The sequence below is a fragment of the Duganella rhizosphaerae genome (assembly GCF_040364205.1).
GTDB classification, from domain to species: Bacteria; Pseudomonadota; Gammaproteobacteria; order Burkholderiales; family Burkholderiaceae_D; genus Rugamonas; species Rugamonas rhizosphaerae.
The window spans coordinates 427,329-451,558 of sequence record NZ_BPWK01000004.1 but is presented as its reverse complement, the minus strand read 5'-3'; the positions used below and the strand labels follow the sequence as shown (position 1 = coordinate 451,558).

At 64.1% G+C, this 24,230-nt stretch carries 24 protein-coding genes; 11 read left to right on the top strand and 13 right to left on the bottom strand.

Annotated elements, in window-relative coordinates; all coding sequences use genetic code 11:
* Positions 1-73: 73 nt before the first annotated feature.
* Complete coding sequence (locus RUGAMON1_RS12065; protein WP_445230728.1) at positions 74-763, bottom strand: hypothetical protein; 690 nt, start codon at positions 761-763, stop codon at positions 74-76.
* A gap of 161 nt (positions 764-924) precedes the next feature.
* Between RUGAMON1_RS12065 and RUGAMON1_RS12060 the strand changes: the two genes are divergently transcribed.
* Positions 925-1,404, top strand: a complete 480-nt coding sequence (locus RUGAMON1_RS12060; protein WP_445230727.1) for a hypothetical protein — start codon at positions 925-927, stop codon at positions 1,402-1,404.
* Positions 1,405-1,450: 46 nt separating this feature from the next.
* Positions 1,451-1,681 carry a hypothetical protein gene (locus tag RUGAMON1_RS12055; RefSeq protein ID WP_445230726.1) on the top strand — a complete coding sequence of 77 codons (231 nt, stop codon included), beginning with the start codon at positions 1,451-1,453 and terminating at the stop codon, positions 1,679-1,681.
* A 32-nt stretch (positions 1,682-1,713) separates the two neighbouring features.
* Here RUGAMON1_RS12055 and RUGAMON1_RS12050 read toward each other — a convergent pair whose 3' ends face one another.
* From RUGAMON1_RS12050 to ppc, 7 genes are all read right to left on the bottom strand, one after another.
* Complete coding sequence (locus tag RUGAMON1_RS12050) at positions 1,714-2,493, bottom strand: 3-hydroxybutyrate dehydrogenase (protein ID WP_116989604.1); 780 nt, start codon at positions 2,491-2,493, stop codon at positions 1,714-1,716.
* 170 nt (positions 2,494-2,663) lie between these two features.
* On the bottom strand, positions 2,664-3,785 hold the full coding sequence (locus RUGAMON1_RS12045; RefSeq protein WP_445230725.1) for a PAS domain-containing sensor histidine kinase: 1,122 nt from the start codon (positions 3,783-3,785) through the stop codon (positions 2,664-2,666).
* 98 nt (positions 3,786-3,883) lie between these two features.
* The gene (locus tag RUGAMON1_RS12040; RefSeq protein ID WP_445230724.1) at positions 3,884-4,609 is read right to left on the bottom strand and encodes a DsbC family protein; all 726 of its coding nucleotides are present in this window, start codon (positions 4,607-4,609) and stop codon (positions 3,884-3,886) included.
* Positions 4,610-4,628: 19 nt separating this feature from the next.
* Complete coding sequence (locus tag RUGAMON1_RS12035) at positions 4,629-5,585, bottom strand: hypothetical protein (RefSeq protein ID WP_445230723.1); 957 nt, start codon at positions 5,583-5,585, stop codon at positions 4,629-4,631.
* An 8-nt stretch (positions 5,586-5,593) separates the two neighbouring features.
* Positions 5,594-6,109, bottom strand: a complete 516-nt coding sequence (locus RUGAMON1_RS12030) for a nuclear transport factor 2 family protein (protein WP_445230722.1) — start codon at positions 6,107-6,109, stop codon at positions 5,594-5,596.
* A 79-nt stretch (positions 6,110-6,188) separates the two neighbouring features.
* Entirely contained in the window at positions 6,189-7,121 is a 933-nt protein-coding gene (locus RUGAMON1_RS12025; RefSeq protein ID WP_445230721.1) for a hypothetical protein, read from the bottom strand.
* 560 nt (positions 7,122-7,681) lie between these two features.
* Positions 7,682-10,522, bottom strand: coding sequence for a phosphoenolpyruvate carboxylase (gene ppc, locus RUGAMON1_RS12020; protein WP_445230720.1), 2,841 nt, complete (start codon positions 10,520-10,522; stop codon positions 7,682-7,684).
* A gap of 148 nt (positions 10,523-10,670) precedes the next feature.
* Here ppc and hemC point away from each other — a divergent pair, with 148 nt between their 5' ends.
* From hemC to RUGAMON1_RS12000, 4 genes are read left to right on the top strand one after another with little or no spacing between them, the layout of a single operon-like run.
* Entirely contained in the window at positions 10,671-11,720 is a 1,050-nt protein-coding gene (gene hemC / locus RUGAMON1_RS12015; RefSeq protein WP_445230719.1) for a hydroxymethylbilane synthase, read from the top strand.
* A gap of 7 nt (positions 11,721-11,727) precedes the next feature.
* Entirely contained in the window at positions 11,728-12,531 is an 804-nt protein-coding gene (locus RUGAMON1_RS12010) for a uroporphyrinogen-III synthase (RefSeq protein ID WP_445230718.1), read from the top strand.
* Complete coding sequence (locus tag RUGAMON1_RS12005; protein ID WP_445230717.1) at positions 12,528-13,673, top strand: uroporphyrinogen-III C-methyltransferase; 1,146 nt, start codon at positions 12,528-12,530, stop codon at positions 13,671-13,673. Before RUGAMON1_RS12010 ends, RUGAMON1_RS12005 begins: the two co-directional genes overlap by 4 nt.
* 2 nt (positions 13,674-13,675) lie before the next feature.
* Positions 13,676-14,872 (top strand): heme biosynthesis protein HemY, encoded by a 1,197-nt coding sequence (locus tag RUGAMON1_RS12000; RefSeq protein WP_445230716.1) that lies wholly within the window; start codon positions 13,676-13,678, stop codon positions 14,870-14,872.
* A 28-nt stretch (positions 14,873-14,900) separates the two neighbouring features.
* On the opposite strand, the gene RUGAMON1_RS11995 is transcribed toward RUGAMON1_RS12000, so the two are convergent.
* The 3 genes from RUGAMON1_RS11995 to RUGAMON1_RS11985 form a co-directional block, all read right to left on the bottom strand.
* Entirely contained in the window at positions 14,901-15,170 is a 270-nt protein-coding gene (locus RUGAMON1_RS11995) for a hypothetical protein (protein ID WP_445230715.1), read from the bottom strand.
* Positions 15,157-15,906 (bottom strand): DUF899 domain-containing protein, encoded by a 750-nt coding sequence (locus RUGAMON1_RS11990; protein ID WP_445230714.1) that lies wholly within the window; start codon positions 15,904-15,906, stop codon positions 15,157-15,159. Before RUGAMON1_RS11990 ends, RUGAMON1_RS11995 begins: the two co-directional genes overlap by 14 nt.
* 263 nt (positions 15,907-16,169) lie before the next feature.
* Positions 16,170-16,571: a hypothetical protein gene (locus RUGAMON1_RS11985; RefSeq protein ID WP_445230713.1), complete on the bottom strand. Its 402-nt coding sequence runs from the start codon at positions 16,569-16,571 to the stop codon at positions 16,170-16,172.
* A 173-nt stretch (positions 16,572-16,744) separates the two neighbouring features.
* Between RUGAMON1_RS11985 and ppa the strand changes: the two genes are divergently transcribed.
* Positions 16,745-17,287, top strand: a complete 543-nt coding sequence (ppa, locus tag RUGAMON1_RS11980) for an inorganic diphosphatase (RefSeq protein WP_008447002.1) — start codon at positions 16,745-16,747, stop codon at positions 17,285-17,287.
* A gap of 53 nt (positions 17,288-17,340) precedes the next feature.
* On the opposite strand, the gene RUGAMON1_RS11975 is transcribed toward ppa, so the two are convergent.
* The gene (locus RUGAMON1_RS11975; protein ID WP_116989620.1) at positions 17,341-17,931 is read right to left on the bottom strand and encodes a Crp/Fnr family transcriptional regulator; all 591 of its coding nucleotides are present in this window, start codon (positions 17,929-17,931) and stop codon (positions 17,341-17,343) included.
* A gap of 247 nt (positions 17,932-18,178) precedes the next feature.
* Between RUGAMON1_RS11975 and RUGAMON1_RS11970 the strand changes: the two genes are divergently transcribed.
* Positions 18,179-18,811: an HdeD family acid-resistance protein gene (locus tag RUGAMON1_RS11970; RefSeq protein WP_445230712.1), complete on the top strand. Its 633-nt coding sequence runs from the start codon at positions 18,179-18,181 to the stop codon at positions 18,809-18,811.
* 10 nt (positions 18,812-18,821) lie between these two features.
* On the opposite strand, the gene RUGAMON1_RS11965 is transcribed toward RUGAMON1_RS11970, so the two are convergent.
* Positions 18,822-19,949, bottom strand: coding sequence for a GNAT family N-acetyltransferase (locus tag RUGAMON1_RS11965; protein WP_445230711.1), 1,128 nt, complete (start codon positions 19,947-19,949; stop codon positions 18,822-18,824).
* Between the two features lie 127 nt (positions 19,950-20,076).
* On the opposite strand from RUGAMON1_RS11965, the gene RUGAMON1_RS11960 reads away from it, so the two are divergent.
* The 3 genes from RUGAMON1_RS11960 to RUGAMON1_RS11950 all read left to right on the top strand — a co-directional run bounded on the left by RUGAMON1_RS11960 (position 20,077) and on the right by RUGAMON1_RS11950 (position 24,189).
* Entirely contained in the window at positions 20,077-22,140 is a 2,064-nt protein-coding gene (locus tag RUGAMON1_RS11960) for an NAD(+) synthase (RefSeq protein WP_445230710.1), read from the top strand.
* A 112-nt stretch (positions 22,141-22,252) separates the two neighbouring features.
* Complete coding sequence (locus RUGAMON1_RS11955; protein WP_020705920.1) at positions 22,253-22,591, top strand: P-II family nitrogen regulator; 339 nt, start codon at positions 22,253-22,255, stop codon at positions 22,589-22,591.
* A 188-nt stretch (positions 22,592-22,779) separates the two neighbouring features.
* Positions 22,780-24,189, top strand: a complete 1,410-nt coding sequence (locus RUGAMON1_RS11950) for an aryl-sulfate sulfotransferase (protein WP_445230709.1) — start codon at positions 22,780-22,782, stop codon at positions 24,187-24,189.
* Positions 24,190-24,230 lie beyond the last annotated feature (41 nt).

The window sequence follows — 24,230 nt, the reverse complement described above, 5'->3', positions numbered from 1 at the left end:
TGCGCTTGAAAAAAGCCACGTGCGCTTAAGACGGCCAAGGCCGTCCTAAGCGCACGTGGCTTTTTTTTTTGGCTTACAGCTTGACCGGCGTGGCTTTCCTGGCCGCGTCGATGGCGTCCTGTTTGGCCTTTTCAGCGGCGGCGGCGATCGGCTTCTGGTTCCTGAGCACGGCGTCGTAGTCGGTGATGACCACGCTCATCGAGGTGGTCCAGGTGGAGTCGCCGACAAACGCCACCTGGACAGCCTTGTCGCAATTGACGATGCGGTCCATCATCGCGGCGTGGGCGAACGTCACGCCGATGCCGCGCGCGTAGCAGTCGTTGATCAGCTTGCCGGTCTTGGTGCGGACCCAGTGCATGTCGCCATACTGGCCTTCGTTGGGCGGCAGTTGGCCATATTTTTCCAGTAACTGCTTGCGCAGCTCCGTGTTCAGCACCTTTTGCTCGAACTTCTCGGCGAGGCGTTCGATCTGCACCACGCGGCCATCCATCGGGCCGAAAGTGACGGTGACGCGCGAACGGTTGGGCGCGTTCGGGACCGTGTATTCGATGTTGTCGGGGCGCGCCGCGTAGACCGTGTCGGCCGGACGCACGTGCGTGCGGTTGGCCTTGTAGCCGTCGGCGAACAGCACTTTTTCAACCTGTTGCTGGGTATCGCCGATCTTGATGCCCATGGTTTCCAGCGATTTCGGTATGTCAGCGGCGTGCGCGGCGCCGGCCAAGGTGGTGGAGGCGAACAGCGCAGCCAGTAATTGTCGGTTCATGACGGTCCCGTAGATGTTTGAATTTCGATAAAAATATAATAGTAACAACTTTAGTGTAGCAAGCTCGTGAATCTGTTGTCAAACGCGCTTTTTTGATCGTATTGCAATACACTAACGATATCCACCCAATCGGCATGGGCATGGAAAACCAAGGCTTTCGGATGATCAAATCAATTTTTCTCAGCCTGGTCCTGGCTGGTGCGTCCGCGACGGCCGCTGCTGCTGCGGTAGTCGATGTCGCCGCCGGCATACAGTTGGCGCAGATCGACTTCGATAGTTATCACGCGCTGTTGCTTGAACGTTGCAGGGTGCTGGCGCCGGAAGCGGTCGATGGCTTGACGGCAGCCATGGCGCAATGGAAAGAACAGAACGCCGATGCGTTGCTAATCCTGCGTCAACTCTACAAGGCGCAATTGATGCAGCTGAAGCGCGCGCAGCAGCCCGATGCGACCGACGCCGATATCGACGCGCACGTCGCCGCGGTGCTGGGCATATTCAATGCGAACCTGAAGGAAAAGGTGGCCGGCGTGCCGGCCGACGAGGCCAGGGCATCCTGCGAAGGCGAGTACGCCAACAACCTGCTGAACCGCCCAGCCATGGACTTCAACGTGCTGCTGAAGCGGATGACGCTGGGACGCTGAGACGGTAAAGAATGAAAACAGTTTATATCAATAAGAATAATTACTCGTGGTCGCTTCAATTATTTCCGCACTGATTTTGGTCTACTACATCTGCATACGCGAATGGCTGCTGGTCCTGGCGCTGGCGTGCTGGCAGGCCGTGAAGCTGGTCGATTATATTTATCCAGCGACCCTGCCGCTCTGGCTGCAGCTATCGGTGATCGGGGTGGTGTTCGTGATGGTGATGCATCAATACCTCAAGCGAGGCCGCCGCAGCGGCGCCGCTTCAACCCGATAGGGTGTCATCCGGCGCCGGCGTGGCCACTTTTGTTACTGCATGAACCAGCCGTGGCTGACCACCAGCGATTGGCCGGTCAGCGCGTTCGACGGGAAGCTGGCGAACAGCAGCGCCACTTCGGCCACGTCTTCCACCGTGGTGAACTTGCCGTCGACGGTGTCGGCCAGCATCACTTTCTTGATCACGTCTTCCTCGGAGATGCCCAGCGTCTTGGCCTGCTCGGGGATCTGCTTGTCCACCAGCGGCGTGCGCACGAAGCCGGGGCAGATCACGTTGGCGCGCACGCCGTGCTCGGCGCCTTCCTTCGACACCGCCTTGGCCAGCCCGATCAGGCCGTGCTTGGCCGTCACATAGGCCGACTTGAGCTTGGACGCCTCCTTCGAATGCACCGAGCCCATGTAGATCACGCTGCCGCTGCCGGCCTTGTACATATGCGGCAGGCAGGCCTTGGTGGTCAGGAAGGCGCCGTCCAGATGGATGGACAGCAGCTTCTTCCAATCTTCGAACGGGAAGTCCTCGACCGGATGGATGATCTGGATGCCGGCGTTGCTGACCAAAACGTCGATCTGGCCCCAGGCCTCGATCACGCTGGCGATGCCGGCGTTGACCTGGCCTTCATCGACCACGTTCATGGCGATGGCCATGGCCTGGTGGCCGGCGCCTTTCAGTTCTTCGGCAGTCGCTTGCGCGGCCTCCAGGTTCAGGTCGGCGATGACGATCTTGCCGCCTTCGCGCGCGTACACCAGGGCGATTTCCTTGCCGATGCCGCTGGCGGCGCCGGTGACGATACAGACTTTGTCTTTCAGCTTCATTTAGTTCGCTCCTCGTTGGGTGGGAATGCAACTGCGTGATTACATCAATGCCGCGCCGCGCCGTCTATGCGCTGGCGTACATAGCGGGCAGGGTCAGGCGCATGAAGGCGCCGCCTGCATGCTGGCGGGGTAACGGATGGATGGCGCCCAAGGGCGGCGCCGGGCATCCGCTAGGCGGCAGAGAGCTTGCCCGGCAAGTTCATGCGCAGCACGGTGCCGGCGCCGGGCAGCTGCGCCACCGCCAGGTCGCCGCCGAAGTCGGCCAGGCGGGCGCGGATGGCGCCCAGGTCGAGCACGTCGCGCGGCGATTGCTGCTCGGGCAGGCCGTCGCCGCTGACCACGATGGACAGCCGTTCCGGTTGCAGGTTCAGCGTCGCCTGCACGGAGCGCGTGCCGCTCTGGCCGCACAAATAGCTCAGCGCCGACAGCATGATGCGGTAGATCGCCGTGATCTGGCGCTGGTCCAGCTTGGCGTTGTCCTCGATCAGCTCCAGCCGGCACCGCAGGCCGTGGCGGCGCTCCAGTTGCTGCATCTGCCATTCGATGGCGGCCGACAGGCCCAGTTCCAGCGTGCGGGGATGCAGTTCGTTGATCAATTCGCGCACCGCGAGGATGCTGGCGTCGAGCGTCCGCAGCGCTTGCGCGGCGCGCTGGTGCAGCAGCGGTTGGCGCTCGGTGGTGCGCTTGTGCAGGGTGGTCACGTCCAGTTTGAGCGCGAGCAGGTTTTGCGCCAGGTCGTCGTGGATATCCTGGGCGATGCGGCGGCGCTCGCTTTCCTTGGTGGTGTGGTCGTGCTCGGACAGGGTCCGCAGCTCTTGCAGCGAGGACTGCAAAGCCAATTCCGCCCGCTTGCGCTCGGTGATGTCGACACACATGGCGATCAGCAGCTTGGGCTGGCCGAGCTCGTCGTAGGTGGGCTGCTTGTGGGTCTGCATCCAGCGGTTTTCGGCCCGGCCGGCATGCCACAGTTCTTCTTCGTATATCGTGTGCTGGCCGCTGTCGAAGGCGATGCGGTCGTGCTTGAGGAAGTAGGCGGTTTGATCGGCCGGGAAGAAGGCGGCGCCATCGGTGCCGCGGATGTCGGCGAAGGCGATGCCCCACAGCGCTTCGCAGGCCGGATTCATCAGCACCACCCGGGATTGCGCATCCTTGATGAACAGGGCCAGCGGCATGACCATGATGATGTTGTGCAGTTCGCCGGTGACCGGCGCTGTGCCGCCGATATCGGCCTGAAGGCGGGTGACCACGCTCTCGATTTCGGATTTGCCCAGCGATTCGATCAAGTTCTTCATGATGGCGGACAAAAGTGGTTTTTTGACATTCTAATGCCAAAATGACCAAATTGAGTAATCTTTAAGGAAATAAAAATTCTCCTGCAAGCGGCGCGGGCCTACCTCGCCGTTGCGCTCAGCTTGGCCTCCAGCGCCTGCCGGCCGAACGCGGTGCCGGTGCGCGAGCCGTCGGCGAAGTAGACGGTCGGCGTGCCGATCACGTGCAGCTTCTTGCCCAGCGCCAGCACCTGCTCGTTCGGTGTCGGGCAGGCGGCCGGCGCGGCCGGCGCGGCCTTGGCGCTGACGATCCAGTCGTGCCATGCCTGCGCCCGGTCGGGGGCGCACCAGATGTCCCTGGATTTGACCGACGAGTCGTCCGACAGGATATTCAGCAGGAAGGTGTAGATGGTGACGTTGTCTATCCCTTCCAGCGTCTGGTGCAGCTTGCGGCAGTAGGGGCAGTTCGGATCTTCGAACACCGCCATCACGCGCTTGCCGTCACCCCTGACGGTCTTGATCGCGGTCTCCAGCGGCAGGTCGGCAAAACGGATCGCGGCCAGCTGGTCGACCCGGGCCCGCGTCAGGTCCTGATAGTTGTCGCCGGTGTCGACCACTTTGCCGACGAACAGATAGCGCGCGCTTTCATCGGTGTAGAAGATGTCGCCGTTGGTGCTGATTTCGTACAGGCCGCCGTATGGCGTCCTGGTCACCGAATCGACTTTGATGTTGACGCCCAGGCGCGGCGTGATCAGGGCTTTGATGCGGGCTTCCTGGGGCGTTTCAGCGTGGGCTGCGGACCAGGTCAGCAGGCTGGCTGCCAGCAGCAGCTTGGTGGTGTGCTTCATGCGGTGTGTTCCTGGTGGATTATTCGATGCCGCTGGCGCGCGCGCGGATGCGCTCGCGCTCGGAGGAGAAATTCTGTCGTTGTAGCGCTTCCAATTGGAGCCGGCGCGCTTCGCTGCCGGGGGCGGCGGCCAGCCGGGCGGCGTCGGCCCGGTAGCGCAGATAGTGTGCGCGCCACGCGCGCTCCTCGCCGGCGGCGGCTTCATAGCTTTGCGTGGCGCCGGCCAGCAGTTCGCGGGTGTCGCTGGCGCGCACCGCGTCCCGGGTGGCGCCGTGCAGGCGGCGCTCGCGCAGCGTATTGGAGTCGGGTTCGGCCGCGCCGGCATCGGCCGCGTTCGGGGGCGCGCCGGTGGCGGCCTGCTCGCGCAGCTCGGCCAGCGCTTGCGCCAGTTCGGCATCGTCGGCGCCGAACCACAGATTGGCCGTGGCCGGTCCGAAGCTGCTCAGGCGCAGGCGCGCGCGCTGCTGTTGCCAGGTCGCCAGCTGTTCCACCTGCTGCGGCGAGGGGGCGGCGCCGGCGGTCAGCGCGATGCGCTGGCTTGCCAGCAGCTCGTCGTGCGCGCGCACGTAGGCCGCGTAGCGCGTGGCCAGCGTCTCGGCCTGGATGGCGGCGGGGCCGCTGACTTGCCGCTCCAGGTGGGCACGCAGTTGATCGGCGCGCGCATTCAGGTCGGCGCCTTCACCGCGTACCAGGAAGAATTCGAACAGCATCCGCAGCGGCGCATCCACCACCAGGTTGCCGGCGGCGTCGGTTGACAGCGAGGAGGGGGCGAGCTGGTCGTCGAGCGGCAGCTCGCTCGGTTGGCGCAGGTCGGCGACCATCTTGTTGGCGGTGATGCGGTCGTACCACGCGGGCGCGGCGGCGGTGCGCGCCGGGACGGCCGGCGCGTCGGCGGATGGCCAGTACCACGCCAGCGCCACGCCGGCCAGCGCGGCGGCGCCTATCCAGTAGCGTTCCCGGTACAGCAAGGTCGTCATGGCCGGGTTCAGTATTTTTTATGGATGGCCGGCGCGGCCAGGTCGGAACCGGGCACGGCCTTGCTGGCGCCGTCCACGGTGGCGGCGTAGCGGGCCACCGCCTTCCAGCCGCCGTCCATCTGCTTCCAGGTATCGACCACGAACACCTGGGTGGGCAGCGCGCTGTTTTTCGGCGCGGCGATTTTCCACATGAAGCTGACCACCGCCAGCTCGCCATATTCGTGCACCGCCATTTGCTCGATGCTCGACTCCGGCGCCGGCGCGGCAAACGCCTGCTGCTGCCATTCGGCGCGCGCGGTGGGGCGGCCGGGAACGCTGGCGCTGCGCAGTTCGAATTCGTCGGCGACGATTTTCTTCAAGGCTTCGGCGTCGCGCTTGTGCACCGCGTCCAGCCAGTCGTTTTCCAGGGTGCTGAACAGTTGCACCGTGCGGGTGACGGTCGGCACCGTGCGCGGCGGCGCGGCGTGCGCCGCGGTGTGGCTCAGGGCCAGCAGCGCCAGCCCGATCAAAGAAATTTTTTGCATGAACATTCCAAGAGGGAGGGAAGCCGCCGCGATGCGCCGCGGCGGCCCGGATCAGTTCAAACTGATTGTACTAGCCTGCTCAAGGATAGTGCTGCGCGCACGCCTGGGACGGAGCCAGCACCCAGTTTTGCTGGATCAGATACTTCATGGTGCCGAAGGTCTGGTTGTACTTGGCGCCGTTCGATGCGGTGGCGGTGGTGCCGAAGTTCCATGCGCACTTGTCGCCGTTCTCCATGCCGTTCGACAGCGCGTACCAGGCGTTGCCGTCCGGGTCGGTGACCGCTTCTTCCAGTTCATGGGCGAAGATGCTGGCCATGGCGTCCGCGCCCGGGGTGTTGTTCGGGCTCGGCGAGGTGGCGCCGCAAGCCGATGCGCACTGGGTTTCCGGATTGCCGACAAAGGCGTACTTGATGTTCTGGCCGTTGAAGTTGGTGTTGGTGTGCCAGCCGCAGTACTGGGTGCAGAAGCCCGAGGTGGCGGTGGTGTTCTTGTCGGTCATCACGAAGTAGATGGCGTTGGAATCCAGCGGCAGCGCGCCCGAGCTGATGGCGTTGGTCACCACGGTCTGGATGTTGGCGTCGGTCAGCTTGGTGCCCAGGGTGCCGGAGTTGGCGGTGCTGCCGGCCAGGGTCACCTGGTTCACCACGTGAGTATTGCTGGCGTTGTAGTAAGTGGTGTTGATGTTGAAGTAAGGCGAACCGCCGATGTGCGAGGCGATATTGTTCAGCACGTTTTGCGATGCGCTGTCCCAGGCCGAGCCATACCAGATGTAGTACACCTTGGTCGGCGCCACCATGACCGGGCCGCCCTGGTAGGTCAGGTTGGCGCTGCGCTGCGCTTTCAGCGTGGCGGCGCGTTCCGGACGGCTCATCGAGTCGAGGTCGAGCTCGCCCCAGCCTTTGCCGGTAGGCTTGAACAGGGAGTCCTTGTCTTCTTTGATGGCGCCGGCGTGGGCGGCGGATACGCAGGCCAGGCAGGCTGCCAGCATGGTCAGTTTGCGGCTGAATGTCATGTCGATCTCTCCAAAAGGTGTGTCGCAAGGTTCAACTGAGTAAAGTCGTCCTGGGGGACGATCTGATGTATGCGTCGCAGCGCAGGTCTGCAGCCAGGCGCGGCGCGCACGCTTCCAACGCGTGCCTTGGCGGCACGCGTGAAAAAGGGGAATGAGATTCGGGAGAAGCGGTTCTAGAGCAAGAGCGCTTGCTGTGTCGGGGCGGGGCGGTCGGTGTGCTGCAGGCGACGTGGGCGCAACTTCATGTGAACTCTCCGGGTCAGATTTTGCCGCTCCGCTTCGCGCTTATGGCGCCGACGGAAATTGTTTATACCGTTTTCATGCGTCGATCAACTGCACTTAATTCTACTGAAATGTTTCACGCTGTCAGCAGTATTTCGTCCGGTATGTCTGAAAATCCATACACCTTTCCTAAATGATAGGCAATATTCCCACGCTGAAAACCATCACTATTTGGCGGGGGTATTACTGGTGGTAGGCTTTTTTTCGTTTTATAACAAAGGTGCAAAAAAAACACCCCGGGCCTTGCGGCGCGCGGTGTTCTTGGCGGCGTAACGGTGTTAACCGGTGTTGCGCAGGCCGGCGGCGACGCCGTTGATCGACAGGTGGATGCCGCGATGGACCCGCTCGTCGGCCTTGCCCGGTTCGCTCGACAGCGCGCGGTGGCGCTTGATCAGCTCCACCTGCAAGTGGTTCAGCGGATCGAGGTAGGCGAAGCGGTTCTGGATCGAACGCGCCAGCAGCGGGTTGCCGGCCAGGCGCTCGGTGGCGCCGGTGATGCTTTGCAGGATGGACAAGGTGCTCGCGTGCTCTTCGGTGATGCGCTTGAAGATGCGCTCGCGCAGTTCCTTGTCCTGCACCAGCTCGGCGTAGCGCGAGGCGATCGCCAGGTCGGTCTTGGCCAGCACCATGTCCATGTTCGACAGCAGGGTGGCGAAGAACGGCCACTGCTTGAACATCGCCTGCAGCTGGGCCAGGCGTTCGGCCTGCTTGCCGTCGGCGATCCAGGCGCCGATGGCGCTGCCGAAGCCGTACCAGCCCGGCAGCAGCAAGCGGCACTGGCCCCACGAGAAGCCCCATGGAATCGCCCGCAGGTCTTCGATGCGCTTGGTCGACTTGCGCGAGGCCGGGCGCGAACCGAGGTTCAGCTCGGCGATCTCGGCGATCGGCGTGGCGGCGAAGAAGTAGTCGGTGAAGCCCGGGGTTTCATAGACCAGGTTGCGGTAGGCTTTGTAGGCGCGGTCGGAAATCTCGGCCATGATGGCTTCGAACTGGCGCAGCTGGGCCAGGTGCGCGCTGTCGGCCGACTGCGGCATCAGGCTGGCCTCCAGCGTGGCGGCGACCAGCAGCTCCAGGTTGCGGCGGCCGATGTCCTTGTTGGAGAACTTGGAGGCGATGATCTCGCCCTGTTCGGTCAGGCGGATCTGGCCGTTGACGGTGCCGTGCGGCTGCGCCAGGATGGCCTCGTACGACGGACCGCCGCCGCGGCCGACGGTGCCGCCGCGGCCGTGGAACAGGCGCAGCTTGACGCCGGCTTTTTCAAACACGGTCACCAGGTGGGTCTCGGCCTTGTACAGCTCCCAGTTGGAGGTCAGGAAGCCGCCGTCCTTGTTGGAGTCCGAATAGCCCAGCATGACTTCCTGGATCTGGCCCTGCTTGGCGATCAGGGCCTTGACCAGCGGGATCGCCATCACGGCTTCCATGATGCCGGCCGCGCGTTGCAGGTCGGGGATGGTTTCGAACAGCGGGATCACCATCAGGTCGAGTTCTTGCTCGGCGATGCGCAGCAGGCCCATTTCCTTTTGCAGCAGCAGCACTTCCAGCAGGTCGGACACGGTTTCGGTGTGCGAGATGATGTAGTTGCGGATGGCGCGGGCGCCGTACAGCGCGCGGATCTGGCGCGCCGCGCGCAGCACGCCCAGCTCGGAGTCGGTCTCGGCCGAGTAGGCGATGTACGGCGAATACAGCAGGCGCGGTTGCGACAGCTCGCTCAGCAGCAGCGCCACTTTGGCGTCCTCGTCCAGCGAAGAATAAGGTAACTGCGAGTCCGGCTGGGCGGCAGCCTTGGCGAACAGCTCGGCCAGCACGCGCTCGTGGATGTCCGACGATTGGCGCATGTCCAGCGAGGCCAGATGGAAGCCGAAGATGTCGGCCGCGCGCTTCAGCGTCGACAGGCGCGGCTGCACCAGCACGGCGCCGTGGTTGGCGTTGAGCGAGTCGATCAGCACCTGCAGGTCGGCCGAGAATTCGGCGGCGGTGGCGTACGGCTCGGCGTGGCCCACTTCCTTGCGCAGGATGTTGGTCGCGCCCAGCGCGCGGGCGCTGCTGGCCAGGCGGGCGTAGATGCCGATCAGGGCGCGGCGGTACGGTTCGTCGGCGCGGTGATCGGACAGGTCGGGCGACTGGTCGGCCAGCGCTTGCAGCTGTGGGCTGCAGGCGATCATCAAGGTCGACACCGACAGCTCGGCGCCCAGCGTGTGCGCCTCTTCCAGGTAGAAGTCGAGGATGGTGGTGGCCTGGCGCGTCAGCGCGTGCTCCATGGTGCCGCCGTTGACGTTGGGATTGCCGTCGCGGTCGCCGCCGATCCAGCTGCCCATCTGCACGTAGGGCGCGTCGATCGCCTTGGTCGCGCCGTCGCCGTTGCCATAGTGGGCGGCGATGTCGGACTCGATGTCGTCGTACAGGCCCGGCAGCTCGCGCAGGAAGGTGATGCGGTAGTAGGACAGGGCGTTTTCGATCTCGTCGGCCACGGTCAGCTTGGAGTAGCGCAGCATGCGGGTCTGCCACAGCGTGGCGATGCGGGCGCGCAGCAGGTGCATATTGGCGGCCTGCTCCTTCGGCGTCAGCGGCAGGTCGCGCTCGGCCAGCAGGCGGGCGATATCGTGTTCCGCATCAAGAATCGATTTGCGCTGCACTTCGGTCGGGTGGGCCGTCAGCACCGGGGCGATCAGCGCGTCCTGGAAGAAGGTGGCCACGGTTTCTTGGCTGACGCCGGCTTCCTTGAGCTTGCACAGGGCGAAGTTGACGCTGCCTTGCTGCGGGTTGGAGCCGGCCAGCAGGTGGGCGCGGCGGCGGCGGATGTGGTGCTGGTCTTCCGCGATATTGGCCAGGTGCGAGAAGTAGGAGAACGCGCGCACCACGGAAATGGTCTGCTCGCGCGTCAGGATCTTCAGCATGCCGTCCAGTTCCTTGGCGGCGCCGGCGTCGGCTTCGCGGCGGAAACGCACCGCCGTCTGGCGGATGGTTTCGACCACGGCGTAGACTTCTTCGCCTTCCTGGTCGCGCAGCACGTCGCCCAGCAGGCGGCCTAGCAGGCGGATGTCTTCTTTAAGTGGCGCGTCTTTGTCTACGCCAGGTTGTTCAGCCGTTTGATCGTTCGTTGCACTAGATTGGTTTGCCATGAGATAAGCCGCAAAGATGTGAAAAGTCGGTGCAAAGGCTTGTGGCCCGGTTCTGCAAGAAGGTGAGCATGATAAAATTTGTGATCTTAAACACGCGCGTGTGACTGGCCTGCGCCGGTTAGCGCCCGCTACAGCGAAAGAACTGGTTTTGAAAATATCGGAATTACTACAAAATCCTCCGTCCACCTTGGTGATCGCGTCGCGTGAAAGTCGGCTTGCCATGTGGCAGGCCGAGCATGTACGGGCGCGTTTGACATTATTATATCCGCAGTGCGATATTAAAATTGTAGGAATGTCGACAAAAGGCGACCAAATTCTTGATCGCACCCTGTCCAAGGTGGGTGGCAAGGGCTTGTTTGTCAAGGAACTCGAGGTCGCCATGGCCGAAGGCCGCGCCGACCTGGCCGTGCACTCGCTCAAGGACGTGCCGATGGAGTTGCCGGAAGGATTCGCCCTGGCCGCCGTGCTGGAGCGCGAAGACCCGCGCGACGCCTTTGTCTCCAACGATTACGCCTCGCTGGGCGAGCTGCCGGCCGGCGCCGTGGTCGGCACCAGCAGCCTGCGCCGCCAGTCGCTGATCGCCGCGCGCTACCCGCACCTGGTGATCAAACCGTTGCGCGGCAACCTCGACACCCGCCTGGGCAAGCTCGATCGCGGCGACTACGCGGCCATCATCCTGGCGGCCGCCGGCCTCAAGCGCCTGGGCCTGCCGGAGCGCATCCGCGCGCTGCTGGACCCCGCCGACAGCCTGCCGGCCGCCGGCCAGGGCGCGATGGCGATCGAGATCCCGGTGCGCAAGGAGGCCGGCGGCATCGACCTGATGGCCCTGCTGGCGCCGCTGAACCATGAAGCCACCTTCCAGGCCGTCACGGCCGAGCGCAAGGTGTCCAAGGTGTTCGGCGGCAGCTGCCAGGTGCCGCTGGCGGCCTTCGCCACCGTGGCGGACGGCCAGATGCACCTGCGCGCCATGGTCGCCACGCCGGACGGCGCGCGCATGGCCAGCGCCGAGGTGCGCGGCGGCGCCGCCGATCCGGAAGCGCTGGGCCAGCAGGTCGCCGAGCTGCTGCGCGCGCAGGACGCGGTCGGCATCCTGGCGTCCTGCCTGAGCGAAGCGGCCCAGGCCGACGCCGACGCCCGTTCGGCCACGCTGGCCGGCGATGCGCCGGCGCCAGCCGCCGCGCCGTCCTCCGGCACTTGACCAGCGGATGACCGGCGCCGTCGTCATCACCCGTCCTTTGGCGCAAGCCTTGCCGTTGGCGGCCCGCGTTAGCGCGCTGGGCCGCCAGGTCGAGCTGTTGCCGCTGCTGGAAATCGAGCCCTTGCCGCAACCGGCCGCCTTGCTGGCCGCGCTGGCGAAGCTGTGCGCGCCGCAGCCCGGCTACAAGATGGTGGCCTTCGTCTCGCCCAACGCCATCGACGCCGCCTTCGCACACATCAAGCAATGGCCGGCCGGCGTCAAGCTGGCGGTGCTGGGGGAGGGCAGCCGCGCCGCCCTGGCCGCGCATGGCGTGACGCCGGCGACGGTCGACATCGTCAGCCCGGCCGACAGCGCCCACAGCGACTCCGAACACTTGCTGCAAACGCTGGACCTGGCCGCGCTGCGCGGCCAGCCGGTGCTGATCGTGCGCGGCGAAAGCGGCCGCGAGCTGATGGCCGACGGCCTGCGCGCGGCCGGCGCCGTGGTCGACGTGGTGCCGGCCTACCGCCGCTCGGTGCCGCGCCTGACGCCGCAGCTGGCGGCCACGCTGCGCGATTTGCTGGCGCAGCAAAACGACTGGATCATCACCAGTTCCGAAGCGCTGCGCGGGTTGTGCGAGCTGCTGGCGCAACTGGACGCGCAGCAGGCTGACGCAACGCAGCAGAGTTGCGTTGTATTGATGCAACAACAGCATTTGATCATCCCGCACGCCCGAATTGCCGAAACGGCAAACAATTTAGGGTTTTCCCGACTGACGCTCACCGGATCAGGCGACGAACGCCTGCTGGCCGCGTTACAATCACGCCTATGAACGATTTGCCTACCTTACCCGATCCTGTCGTCTCCGCCGGCGCCGCCGCCGAGACCCCGCCTGCGGCCAAGCCGCAGCCTGAGCCCAGCCTGCTCGAAACCGTGCAACAGCCGCAGATGCTGCTGGTCGGTATCGTCGTGCTGGCCATTTTGCTGGCCGGCCAGACCTGGTCTTCGCACAACCAGGTGCGCAACCTGCGCGAGGAAATGGCGCGCCGCCTGCAAAAGGGCGACGCCAGCAATGCCGAAACCGGCACCTTGGCGCGCGCCGTGCAGGAGACCAGCAAGGAGCTGCAAGGCAAGGTGGCCCTGTTGGAAAGCAAGCAGCAGGAAGCGCAGAGCCAACAACTGGCGCTGGAGCAGCTGTACCAGGACCTGTCCAAGAACCGCGACGAGTGGGCGCTGACCGAGATCGAGCAAGTGCTGTCGACCGCCAGCCAGCAGCTGCAACTGGCCGGCAACGTGCCGGGCGCGCTGATCGCGCTGCAAAACGCCGACCGCAGCCTGTCGCGTTCGGACAAGCCGCAATTCATCACCATCCGCCGCGCCATCGCCAAGGACACGGAAAAGCTGAAGGCCTTGCCGAGCGTCGATTCGGTGGGCATGGCGCTGCGCCTGGACAACGTGATCGCGCAGATCGATACGCTGCCGATGCTGTCGGACGAAAAGCCGACCTTGCCGGCGCCGCCGGAAAAGAAGGCCAAGGCCAAGCCGGCCGTGGGCAAGGGCGGCAAGCCTGAGCCGGTCGAGCCGACCAGCCCGTGGCTGCAAGCGCTGCAAGACACCTGGAGCAGCTGGAGCACCGAGATGTGGACCGACGTGCGCCAGCTGATCCGCGTGCGCAGCGTGACTACGCCGGACGCGCTGATGCTGTCGCCGACCCAGGCTTACTTCCTGCGCGAGAACCTCAAACTGCGCCTGCTGAACGCGCGCATGGCCCTGTTGTCGCGCAATGAGACGGCCTTCCGCGCCGACCTGATCGCGGCGCAGGAAGCGCTGGTCAAGTATTTCGATGTCCGCGCCAAATCGACGCAGACCGTGCAGATGCTGCTGCGCCAGGTGCAGACCAGCAATCTGGCGATTGAAATGCCGACCCTGTCGGACAGCCTGAACGCTGTGCGCAACTACAAAGCGAAGCCATAGTCATGCGTTTATTTCTCTGGATAGTCGCTTTGATGGCTGCCGCCATCGGTATCGCCGTGACGGCGCGTTTCAATCCGGGCAATGTGGTGCTGTTCTACCCGCCGAACCGGATCGACCTGTCGCTGAATTTCTTCGTGGTGCTGGAAGTGGCGCTGTTCGCCTTCCTGTACATCGTGATCCGCGCCTTCCGCGCCACGGTCAAGATGCCGGGCAAGGTGGCGGCCTACCGCCAGCGCAAGCGCGAGCGCGACGGCAACAAGGGCCTGCGCGAAGCGCTGAAGGCGCTGTTTGAAGGCCGTTTCGGCCATGCCGAAAAGGCCGCGATGCGCGCCTCGGAACTGCCGGAAAACGCCGGCGTGGCCGCGCTGATCGGCGCCCGCGCCGCGCACCGCATGCGCCAGGGCGCGCGCCGCGACAACTGGCTGGCCAAGCTCAGCGATGACAACGCGATGAAGACCGCGCGCCTGATGACGATGACCGAACTGCTGGTCGACGACCATCAGCCGGAGCAGGCGTTGGCGGCGGTGCGCGAGCTCAACGCCAGCGGCACCCGCCACATCCACGCCTTGCAATGGTCGCTGAAGGCGCAGCAGCAAGCCAAGAACTGGCCGGAAGTGCTGCGCCTGGTGCGTTCGCTGGACAAGCACCGCGCGCTGCATCCGGCGCTGTCGTCGCGCCTGCGCGAGCTGGCCTATGACGACATGCTGTCCGACAGCAGCCACGATGCGGAATCGCTGCAGCGGGTATGGTCGACCGTGCCTGGCGCCGACCGCATCAAACCGTACGTGGCCTGTCGCGCCGCCACCGCGCTCAATGCGCGCGGGTTGCACGACGAGGCGCGCCTGGTGGCGGAAGAATCGCTGGCCGCCGACTGGGACGACCGCGTGGTGCGGGCCTACCGCGAAGCGGCTGCGCCTGCCGGCTCGGCCGCCTTGCTGATGCAGATCGAGCACTGCGAAAACTGGATACACACCCGTCCGACCGACGCCGAGCTGGCGTTGACGCTGGGTTCGCTGTGCCTGAAGCAGAAATTGTGGGGCAAGGCGCAGCGCTACCTGGAGCAAGCCCTGTCCGACGCCGCCGACCCGCGCATGGTGCGCGAATCCCACCTGAAGCTGGCGCAGCTGCACGAAGCGCTGGCCCAGCCGGAAGACGCCGCCAACCACTACCGCCAGTGCGCGCTGGCCACCGTCCTCTAAGCAGAACCCGTCCTTGCGACGGGTTTTTTTATACCGCGTAGTACCGTTTCAGCAGCGCGTTGACGGCGGCGGTCATGCCCAGCATCGCCGCCGCGTGCATGCCGGACGCCGCCAGCGCCAGCGTCTGCGAACCCGCCATGGCCACCTCGCGCACGGTGCCGTCGCTGCCGCACAGCGGAACCAGCACCGGCGCCAGCATCAGGCCGGCGCCGTGAACGGCGGTCATCAAGGCGGCCGAGGCGGCGTGGCCGGCCGCGATGGGCGCCATGACCTGCAGTGCCGGCTTATGCCTGCGCATGACAGCACGCGGCTGCAGCCGGCGCGGCCTCGTAACGGTCGTGGTGACGCACCCACGCCATCGTATAGGGCAGGTCTTCCTCGTTGCGGCCGAGCGGGGTCAGGTCGAGGAAGTTATAGGTGTGCATCATCACTTCCACACCGCGGCCGTAGGTCGAGTAGCTGTGGTAGACCACGCCGTCGTCATCCTTGTAGAACACGCTGACGCCGGGCATGTCGGGGTTTTTGATGGGCTGGCGCTGGTAGTTGTAGTTGACTTCGCCGCTGGCCAGCTCATCGGGCCGGAAGCTGACGTGGAAGTCGTAGTTGAAATCGCCTTCCCCCGACGATACCCAATTGAAGCGCCAGCCCATGCGATGGCGGAAGCGCTCGATGTCGGCCAGCGCCGCGCGCGAGACGGCGACAAAGGTCACGTCGCGCTGCGCCAGGTGGGCGAGGGCGCCGTCGGTATGGTCCGCCATATAAGAGCAGTGGCTGCACCCTTGTTCGGCGCCCGGCGTGAACATGAAGTGCTGCACCACCAGCTGGCGCCGGCCTTCGAACAGGTCGGCCAGCGTGCGCTGGCCTTGCGGCGTGTCGAACACATAGTTTTTTTCAACGCGCACCCAGGGCAGCGCCCGGCGTTCGCGGGCGACCTGGTCGTGCAGGTGGGTCAATTCCTTCTCGCGCGCCAGCAAGGCCAGGCGTTGCTGCAGCCATAGCGCGGGGGAGGCGATAGTGTGGGTGATAGTGGTCATTGCTGTCTCCTTTGGGAGCGCCCAGGATTGGCGCCGCAGGAGAACTTTATGCCTTCGGCGCCGTCGCCGGGAGTAACAAGATTGTCGCGAAACCGGCTACGCCCCCGTCCTGGCGACGGGTCTTTATTTCATAGTTGAGGGGTCGGGTTTTTCATCTTGCGGGTGTTCTTGTGGGGCTTGTTTTCCGGTCTTGAGATATACCCAGATTGAGACCCCAAATCCGACTGCTACCGCTATATAGGTGATGATGTTAAGAATTGTGGTCATCGCTTGCTCCTTCTTGATAAGTATTGGAATACAACCAAACTTAGCGCCATCGATGCCCCTGCCAATGCGATGCTATCTTGCAATATTGACGTGGGATCTATCAAGGTGGCATTCTGCTCTGCGAGGACCGTGAGCGCGTGTAATGCCCCGTACAAAGTGATAAAAAGCAGGGAAGTACCATTAAGGATGGTTTTTATTTCCGCTTCTTTTGACGGGACGTGCTCCAGTTCATTGACGATCGAAATATGCAACACTAGACCGAGTGCGACAAAGTCTGAGGCGGCAAGCGGTGCGACTCGGCCTGCTGTGGTCGCCGTCCATATCAGCAAGCGCGTCAGCATTGGGATCAGCCCCACAACGACCGTGTAGGCAATCCACTTGCTCTTCAATGGCTTCATTTTTCGCCTCCTGAAACCTTCAGTTTAGATGGGGCGAGGGGTTTTGCTATTGAGTCCGCTCACGACACAGTCGCGCCTGATGGGCTGTTTCGCAGTGCTGCGCCGCACAAGCGGGCTGTAGTTCGCTATAATTACGCGGTTAAACATTTGCCAGCACTTACGAGGAAACCCCCATGAGCTTGAATAAAGTATCTTCCGGCCGCGATCTGCCGAACGATTTCAACGTCATCATCGAAATCCCGATGAACGCCGATCCGATCAAGTATGAAGTTGACAAGGAATCGGGCGCGATCTTCGTCGACCGTTTCATGGGCACCGCCATGCACTACCCATGCAACTACGGCTACGTGCCGAACACCCTGTCCGCCGACGGCGACCCGGTCGATGTGCTGGTGATCACCCCGTTCCCGCTGATCCCAGGCGTGGTCGTGCGTTGCCGTCCTGTTGGCGTGCTGAAGATGACCGACGAAGCCGGTGAAGACGCCAAAGTACTGGCCGTGCCGGTCGACAAAGTACTGTCGATCTACAGCCACTGGCAGAAGCCGGAAGACCTGAACGAACTGCGCCTGCGCCAGATCCAGCACTTCTTCGAGCACTACAAAGACCTGGAAAAAGGCAAATGGGTCAAGATCGACGGCTGGTACGGCCCGGACGAAGCCAAAGAAGAGATCCTGAGCGGCGTCGCCGCTTACAAGAAGGAAAACGGCATCGCGTAATGCGCGCCGCCTGAAACAAGAAAGCCCCGAGCGCCAGCGCCAGGGGCTTTTTTTTATCCGCGCGGCGCGCCGGTGGCCGCTTCGGCCTCGCGCCGCAAGCGCGACATGTATTGCGGCGTGATGCCCAGGTAGGACGCGATCGCGCGCTGGGAGATGCGCGCCTCCAGCCCCGGATATTCTTCGCGGAACGCCGCCAGCCGCTCGTGGGCCGAGGTTTCGCCGTTGGTGTAGGCGCGCTGGGCCAGCGTCTGCAGGCCATGCATGGCGATGTTCAAATGGTAATGTTGCATCACCTCGTGCTGCGCCCGCAGTTCGCAGGACCGCTTCCAGTCCAGCGTGAAGCCGTGGATCGGCGTTTCCGCGATCAGGAACTGCACCGCCGGCTGGCCGGTTTCGCCGCTGATCAGGTCGGTCAGCGTGGTGGCCGATTCGCCCTCGCGGTAGAAGCGCAAGGTCACTTCGATGCCGTCGCGGTTGAAGAAACCGCTGCGCACCACACCGCTGCTGATCCAGTGCACCTGGGTCGCCGGCACGCCGGCGCGCTGCATGTATTCGCCCTTGCGGACGTGGAAAGGCTTGGCGATCGCCGCCAATAATTCGGTTACGTTGCTGTAGGATTCATCGCTGACGTCGATCCGCTTCATCGTGGCGGACTTGAACCGCTCACGTTGTCTTATAAAATCTGCATTCATGCTTGGCTTGCCACGTTCCTGATAAAACCCTACAAAGGGGCCCAGAGTATAGGCCCGTTTGAAATTGCTGTGAAGCAAACTGGTTTCATGCTCGCATCGATAGTAGGTAACGCTACCATTCTACCTGCGTTTTGCGGAACCCTTTGCCCGTCACGCCGGTCTGACACCCATGAGCGACCGTTTATGAGGGGAGGTGAGCATGGATGCGAGGCCGATGGTGCTGCGTAGCTGGTGGATGCTGGCGTTGCGCGGCGTGCTGTTGCTGGTGTTCGGCGGACTGGCGCTGTCGATGCCGGGACCGACCGTGTTGAGCCTGGTGGCGATCTTCGCCGTGTACGCGCTGCTGGCCGGCGTGGTGTACCTGACCGGCGTGGTGCGCAACCGGCGGCACGCCACCGGGTCGCATGCGTTCGACTGGTGGCTGTTGCTGGTGCTGGGGCTGGTAAGCATCGCCGCCGGCGTGCTGGCGGTCATGCAGCCGGTGCTGGCGGCGCTGGTGCTGGTGATCGTCATCGGCGTCAACGCGATAATCAGCGGCGTGCTGGATATCATCCTGGCGGTGCGCTTGCGCAGCCATCTGCGCGGCGGCGACTGGCTGCTGCTGGCCGGTGGCCTGGTGTCCGTCATGTTCGGCACGGTGCTGGTGACTATGCCGAACATGGGCGTGCTGGCGCTGGTCTGGCTGGTCGGCGCGTACGCCATCGTGGCGGGCCTGCTGTATCTGGCGCTGGCTTACCGCGCCTACGGACCGCTGCCCGCCAAGCCGGCCAGGAATGTCAATGCCGAGCGGCGCGTGGCCGAACGGCGCATGACGCCGGCGGGCCAGCATTGACGCGCCCGCCTCAGCCGGCCTTGAACGGCACGTGCTCGGCCAGCTCGTCGATGTAGTCGTTCATGGCGGCGGTTTCTTCGCGCAGGAAGTCGGCGATGGCGCCGGCGAAGCGCGGGTCGGCCACCCAGTGGGCCGACCAGGTCGGCGTTGGCACCAGCCCGCGCGACATCTTGTGCACGCCCTGGGCGCCGCCCTCGAAGCGGGCGATGCCGTGGCGGATGCAGTAGTCGATAGCTTGCACGTAGCAGGTTTCGAAGTGCAGGCCGGAGACGAATTCCAGCGTGCCCCAGTAGCGGCCGTACATGGTGCCGCCGCCCACCAGGTTCAGCGCGGCCGCCACCGGCGCGTCGCCACGCCTGGCCAGCACCATCATCATGCTGTCCGGCGCTTCGCGCAGGATGCGTTCGAAGAATGCCAGCGACAGGTAGGGCTTGGAATAGTGCGCGTGGTAGGTCGACACGTAGCAGTCGTAGAAGAAGCCCAGCACCTCGGCGGTGATCTGCTCGCCGGCCAGGTGCTCGAAGACGATGCCCGCGTCCAGCACGCGGCGCCGGTCCTGGCGGATCTTCTTGCGCTTCTCCATCTTCATGCTGGCCAGGAAGGCTTCGAAATCGGCATAGCCGGGATTATCCCAGTGGAATTGCACGCCTTCGCGCAGCATGAAGCCGGCGTCGGCCAGCGCCCGCTTGTCCTGCTGGTCGGGGAACAGGATGTGCAGCGATGAGGTGCCCAGCTGGCGCGCCACCTGCACGGCGGCGCGCGCCAGTAACTGGCGGTCTTCCTGCGTCTGCGCCAGCAGCCGGCTGCCGGTCACCGGCGTGAACGGCACCGCCGACAGCAGCTTGGGATAGTATTCGATGCCGTTGCGGTGGAAGGCGTCGGCCCAGGCGTGGTCGAACACATACTCGCCGCGGCTGTGATCCTTCAGGTACAGCGGCATGGCGCCGGCCAGCACGCCGTCGCGGTGTAGCACCAGGTAGCGCGGGGACCAGCCGGTGTCGGGCGAGGCGCAGCCGCTCTCGTGCAGCGCGTGCAGGAAAGTGTAGCTGAGCGTCGGATTGTCGCCGGCCAGCGCCTGCCATTGCGCCGGGTCCACGCCGTCCAGTGAGTCGATGATCGTAAATACTGCTACTGCCACGTCTGCCTCCGGCCTTTGATGTTGGCGCAAGTCTAGCCTATCTGAAGCCGATCTGTTGGCGGCGGCACGGCTGTCCCCGTGCGATAATTCGATTTTGCATGTCCCTTGTGCTCGCGAAAGACTACACATGACCTCGAATTTCCTGAATCTGTACACCCACGATTTCGCCCGGGTCGCCATCGCCGCCCCGATTTGCCGCATCGCCGACCCAGCCTATAACGCGCTCCAGACCATCGCCCTGGCCGAACAGGCCGCCGCACAAGGCGCGGCGCTGGTGGCTTTCCCTGAACTGGGCCTGTCGGCCTACACCTGCGACGACTTGTTCCACCAGCGTGCCTTGCTCGATGGTTGTCTCGACGCGCTCGACAGCATCGTCGCCGCCTCGGCGCAATGGAAGCTGGCGCTGGTGGTCGGCGTGCCGCTGCGCGTTGAGCACCAGCTGTACAACTGCGCGGTGGTGATCGCCAACGGCCAGATCCAGGGCGTGGTGCCGAAGAGCTACCTGCCCAACTACGGCGAGTTCTACGACGCCCGCCAGTTCAGCAGCGGCGACTACGCGGTCGCCACCGAGATCGACCTGCTGGGCGAGCGCGTGCAGTTCGGCTCCAGCCTGCTGTTCGAAGTGGCGGACATGCCGCTGTTCAAATTCCACGTCGAGATCTGCGAAGACGTGTGGGTGCCGATTCCGCCATCGTCGTTCGCGGCGCTGGCCGGCGCCACCGTGCTGGTCAACCTGTCGGCGTCGAACGCTCTGGTGGGCAAGGCCGGCTACCGCAACCAGCTGGTGTCGCAGCAATCGGCGCGCTGCATTTCCGCCTACCTGTACACCTCGGCCGGCACCGGCGAATCGACCACCGACCTAGCGTGGGACGGGCAGGGCGTGATCTGCGAGAACGGCGAGATGCTGGCCGAGTCCAAGCGCTTCAGCGACGAGGCCACGCTGACTTTTGCCGACATCGACCTGGAACGTCTGTCGCGCGAACGCATGCGCATGAACACTTTCGCGCAATCGGTGCAGCGCCATGCTGCCGAGGTGAACAAGTTCCGCACCGTATTCTTCGAACTGGAGATCGGCCGCGAAGAGCCGCTGGCTCTGAAGCGCTGCGTCGAACGTTTCCCCTACGTGCCTGCCGACGCGCGCCGCCGCGACGAGCGCTGCAACGAGGTCTACAACATACAGGTGCAGGCGCTGGCGCAGCGCCTGAGCTCCAGCAACATCAAGAAGATCGTCATCGGCGTCTCCGGCGGCCTCGATTCGACCCATGCGCTGCTGGTGTGCGCGCGCGTGATGGACAAGCTGAACCTGCCGCGCACCAACATCCTGGCCTACACCATGCCAGGCTTCGCCACCAGCGACCGCACGCTGACGCAAGCGCATGCGCTGATGAAGCTGGTCGGCTGCTCGGCGCAAGAAATCGACATCCGCCCGAGCTGCATCCAGATGCTGAAGGACCTGAACCATCCGTATTCGGAAGGGCAGGCGCAGTACGACATCACGTTTGAAAACGTGCAGGCCGGCGAGCGCACCAATCACCTGTTCCGCCTGGCGAACCACCACAACGCCATCGTCTGCGGCACCGGCGACCTGAGCGAGCTGGCGCTGGGCTGGTGCACCTATGGTGTGGGCGACCACATGTCGCACTACAACGTCAACGCCAGCGTGCCGAAGACGCTGATCTCGCACCTGGTGCGCTGGGTCGCCGAGTCAGGCGTGATCGGCCGCAACGATGCGCAGGTGCTGCTCGACATCCTGGGCACCGAGATCAGCCCCGAGCTGGTGCCGGGCACGGCGGACGGCCAGCCGGAACAGCGTACCGAAAGCACCATCGGTCCTTACGAGCTGCAAGACTTCAATCTGTACTACGTGCTGCGCTTCGGCTTCCGTCCGTCCAAGGTCGCCTTCCTGTCGCTGACCGCGTGGCAGGACAAGGAGAAGGGCCGCTGGCCGGATGGCGACCACGTCACCCGCAACCAGTACGGACTGGCCGAGATCAAGAAAAACCTGGGCATCTTCCTGGACCGTTTCTTCCGCACCAGCCAGTTCAAGCGCAGCTGCGTGCCGAATGCACCGAAGGTGGGCAGCGGCGGTTCGTTGTCGCCGCGCGGCGACTGGCGCGCGCCGAGCGATGCGCAAAGCGTTGTATGGCTGGAGGAATTACGCTCCATTCCGGTGCAAGAAGCAGGGAATTGACAGGTATTCGCATACGTTGATGGACAGCGTGTGCGCGTCGATTACAATACAAAGTAATCGCTCGCGGCACGCCCGGCACCAGATTTTCGTTGAAACAAAATAAGGAGAAGTCATGAAACAGATTACCGCTGTGATCAAGCCGTTCAAATTGGACGAGGTGCGCGAAGCACTGGCCGAAGTGAATGTCACCGGCCTGACCGTTACCGAAGTCAAAGGTTTCGGCCGCCAGAAGGGCCACACCGAACTGTATCGTGGCGCGGAATACGTGGTCGACTTCCTGCCGAAAGTGAAAGTCGAAGTTGTGGTCGACGACGGCGTAGCCGAGCAGGTGGTGGACGCCATCATCAAGGCTGCCCGCACCGGCAAGATCGGCGACGGCAAGATCTTCGTGCAGAACGTCGAGCAGGTGATCCGCATCCGTACCGGCGAGACCGGCGCCGAAGCTGTTTAAACCCGCACGGCCAAGCGGGGTCAGACCCCGGACGGGGTCTGACCCCTAAGCGGCGCAGTCAGCGTATCGCTAAGAGCATACGGGGTTCTTCGGCATTTTTTGTATAACGATGTTTGGTTATATTAGTTCGAGTTTTCTACGTGGATTAGTAATATAGACACACTGTCCACTCACTGGGAACTCGTGTCATGACTACTCGTACACTCGCCGCACTGTCGCTGTTCATCGTCGCAGCCAACCTGGGCGCCGCGCCCAGCATCTATCCTACCGGCGTCACCCGCTACGACACCGCCACTGCGTACAACAGCTACGTGATCTTCAGCGGCCAGGACAAGAACACCCACCTGATCGACATGAACGGCAACGAGGTACACCGCTGGAACGCCGAAGGCTTCCCACCGGTGCTGCTGAACCCTGCGCTGACCGGCGGCAAGCGCGGCCACGTGCTGGTGCAACTGGCCAGCACCACCGGCACCTCCAACGAGGGCAACGGTCTGCGCAACCAGGCCATCGGTGAACTGGACTGGAACAGCAAGGTCGTCTGGCAGTGGGGCGAGGCCGGTGGTGCGCAGGATGCGTATGCCGCGCCGGTGGAAGGCAAGGCCTCCGCTCAAGTGCCCGGCGGCAGCGCCAAGCAGCACCACGACTGGCGTCGTCTGCCTAACGGCAATACGCTGGTGCTGGCCAACCTGGTGCATCCGCTGGCCGGCTTCGCCGCGCCGCAGGTACTGGACGACGTGATCTACGAGGTCACGCCGGGCGGCGACATCGTCTGGAAGTGGCTGGCCTCCGATCACCTGGACGAATTCGGCTTCAAGCCGGAATCGCTGAAGCTAGTGAAGAACGGCTACTCGCCGCGCGGCAAGGCTGCGCCGTTCGACTACCTGCACGTCAACAACATGTCGGTGCTGGGACCGAACCGCTGGTTCGATGCGGGCGATAAGCGCTTCAATCCCGATAACATCCTGATCGATTCGCGCGAAGCGAACTTCATCATCATCCTCGACAAGCAGACCGGCAAAGTGGTGTGGTCGCTGGGACCTGATTATCCGGCGCAGGTGCGCGGTCCGCGCGTGTTGCCGCGCCCGGTGGACCAGATCATCGGCCAGCATGATGCGCACCTGATCGAGCCGGGCCTGCCTGGCGCCGGCAACCTCCTGGTGTTCGACAACCAGGGCGAGGCCGGCTATCCGCGCGTCAGCGTTGGCGTGCAGCCGCGCTCGCGGGTGCTGGAGATCGATCCCGTCACCAGGCAGATCGTCTGGGAATACACGGGCGGCGATTCGAACGGACCGGAGTGGAGCTTCTACAGCTCCTTCATCAGCAGCGCGCGCCGCCTGCCGAACGGCAACACCCTGATCGATGAAGGCATGAACGGCCGCATCTTCCAGGTCACGAGCAAGGGCGACATCGCCTGGGAATACGTCAGCCCGTACTTCGCGCCGACGCCGGTGGCCGGCGCGGGCAAGCCGGTGTTGAGTAATTGGCTGTACCGCGCCCAACCGGTGCCGTACAACTGGGTGCCGGAAGGCACTCCGCGTTCCGAAAAAGCGGTCACGCCGCCGGAGCCAGGCAGGTTCCGCGTGGTCACGAACTAAGCGCGAACCCGCCCCCGCGCCGCACATCGTTGCGGCGCCAT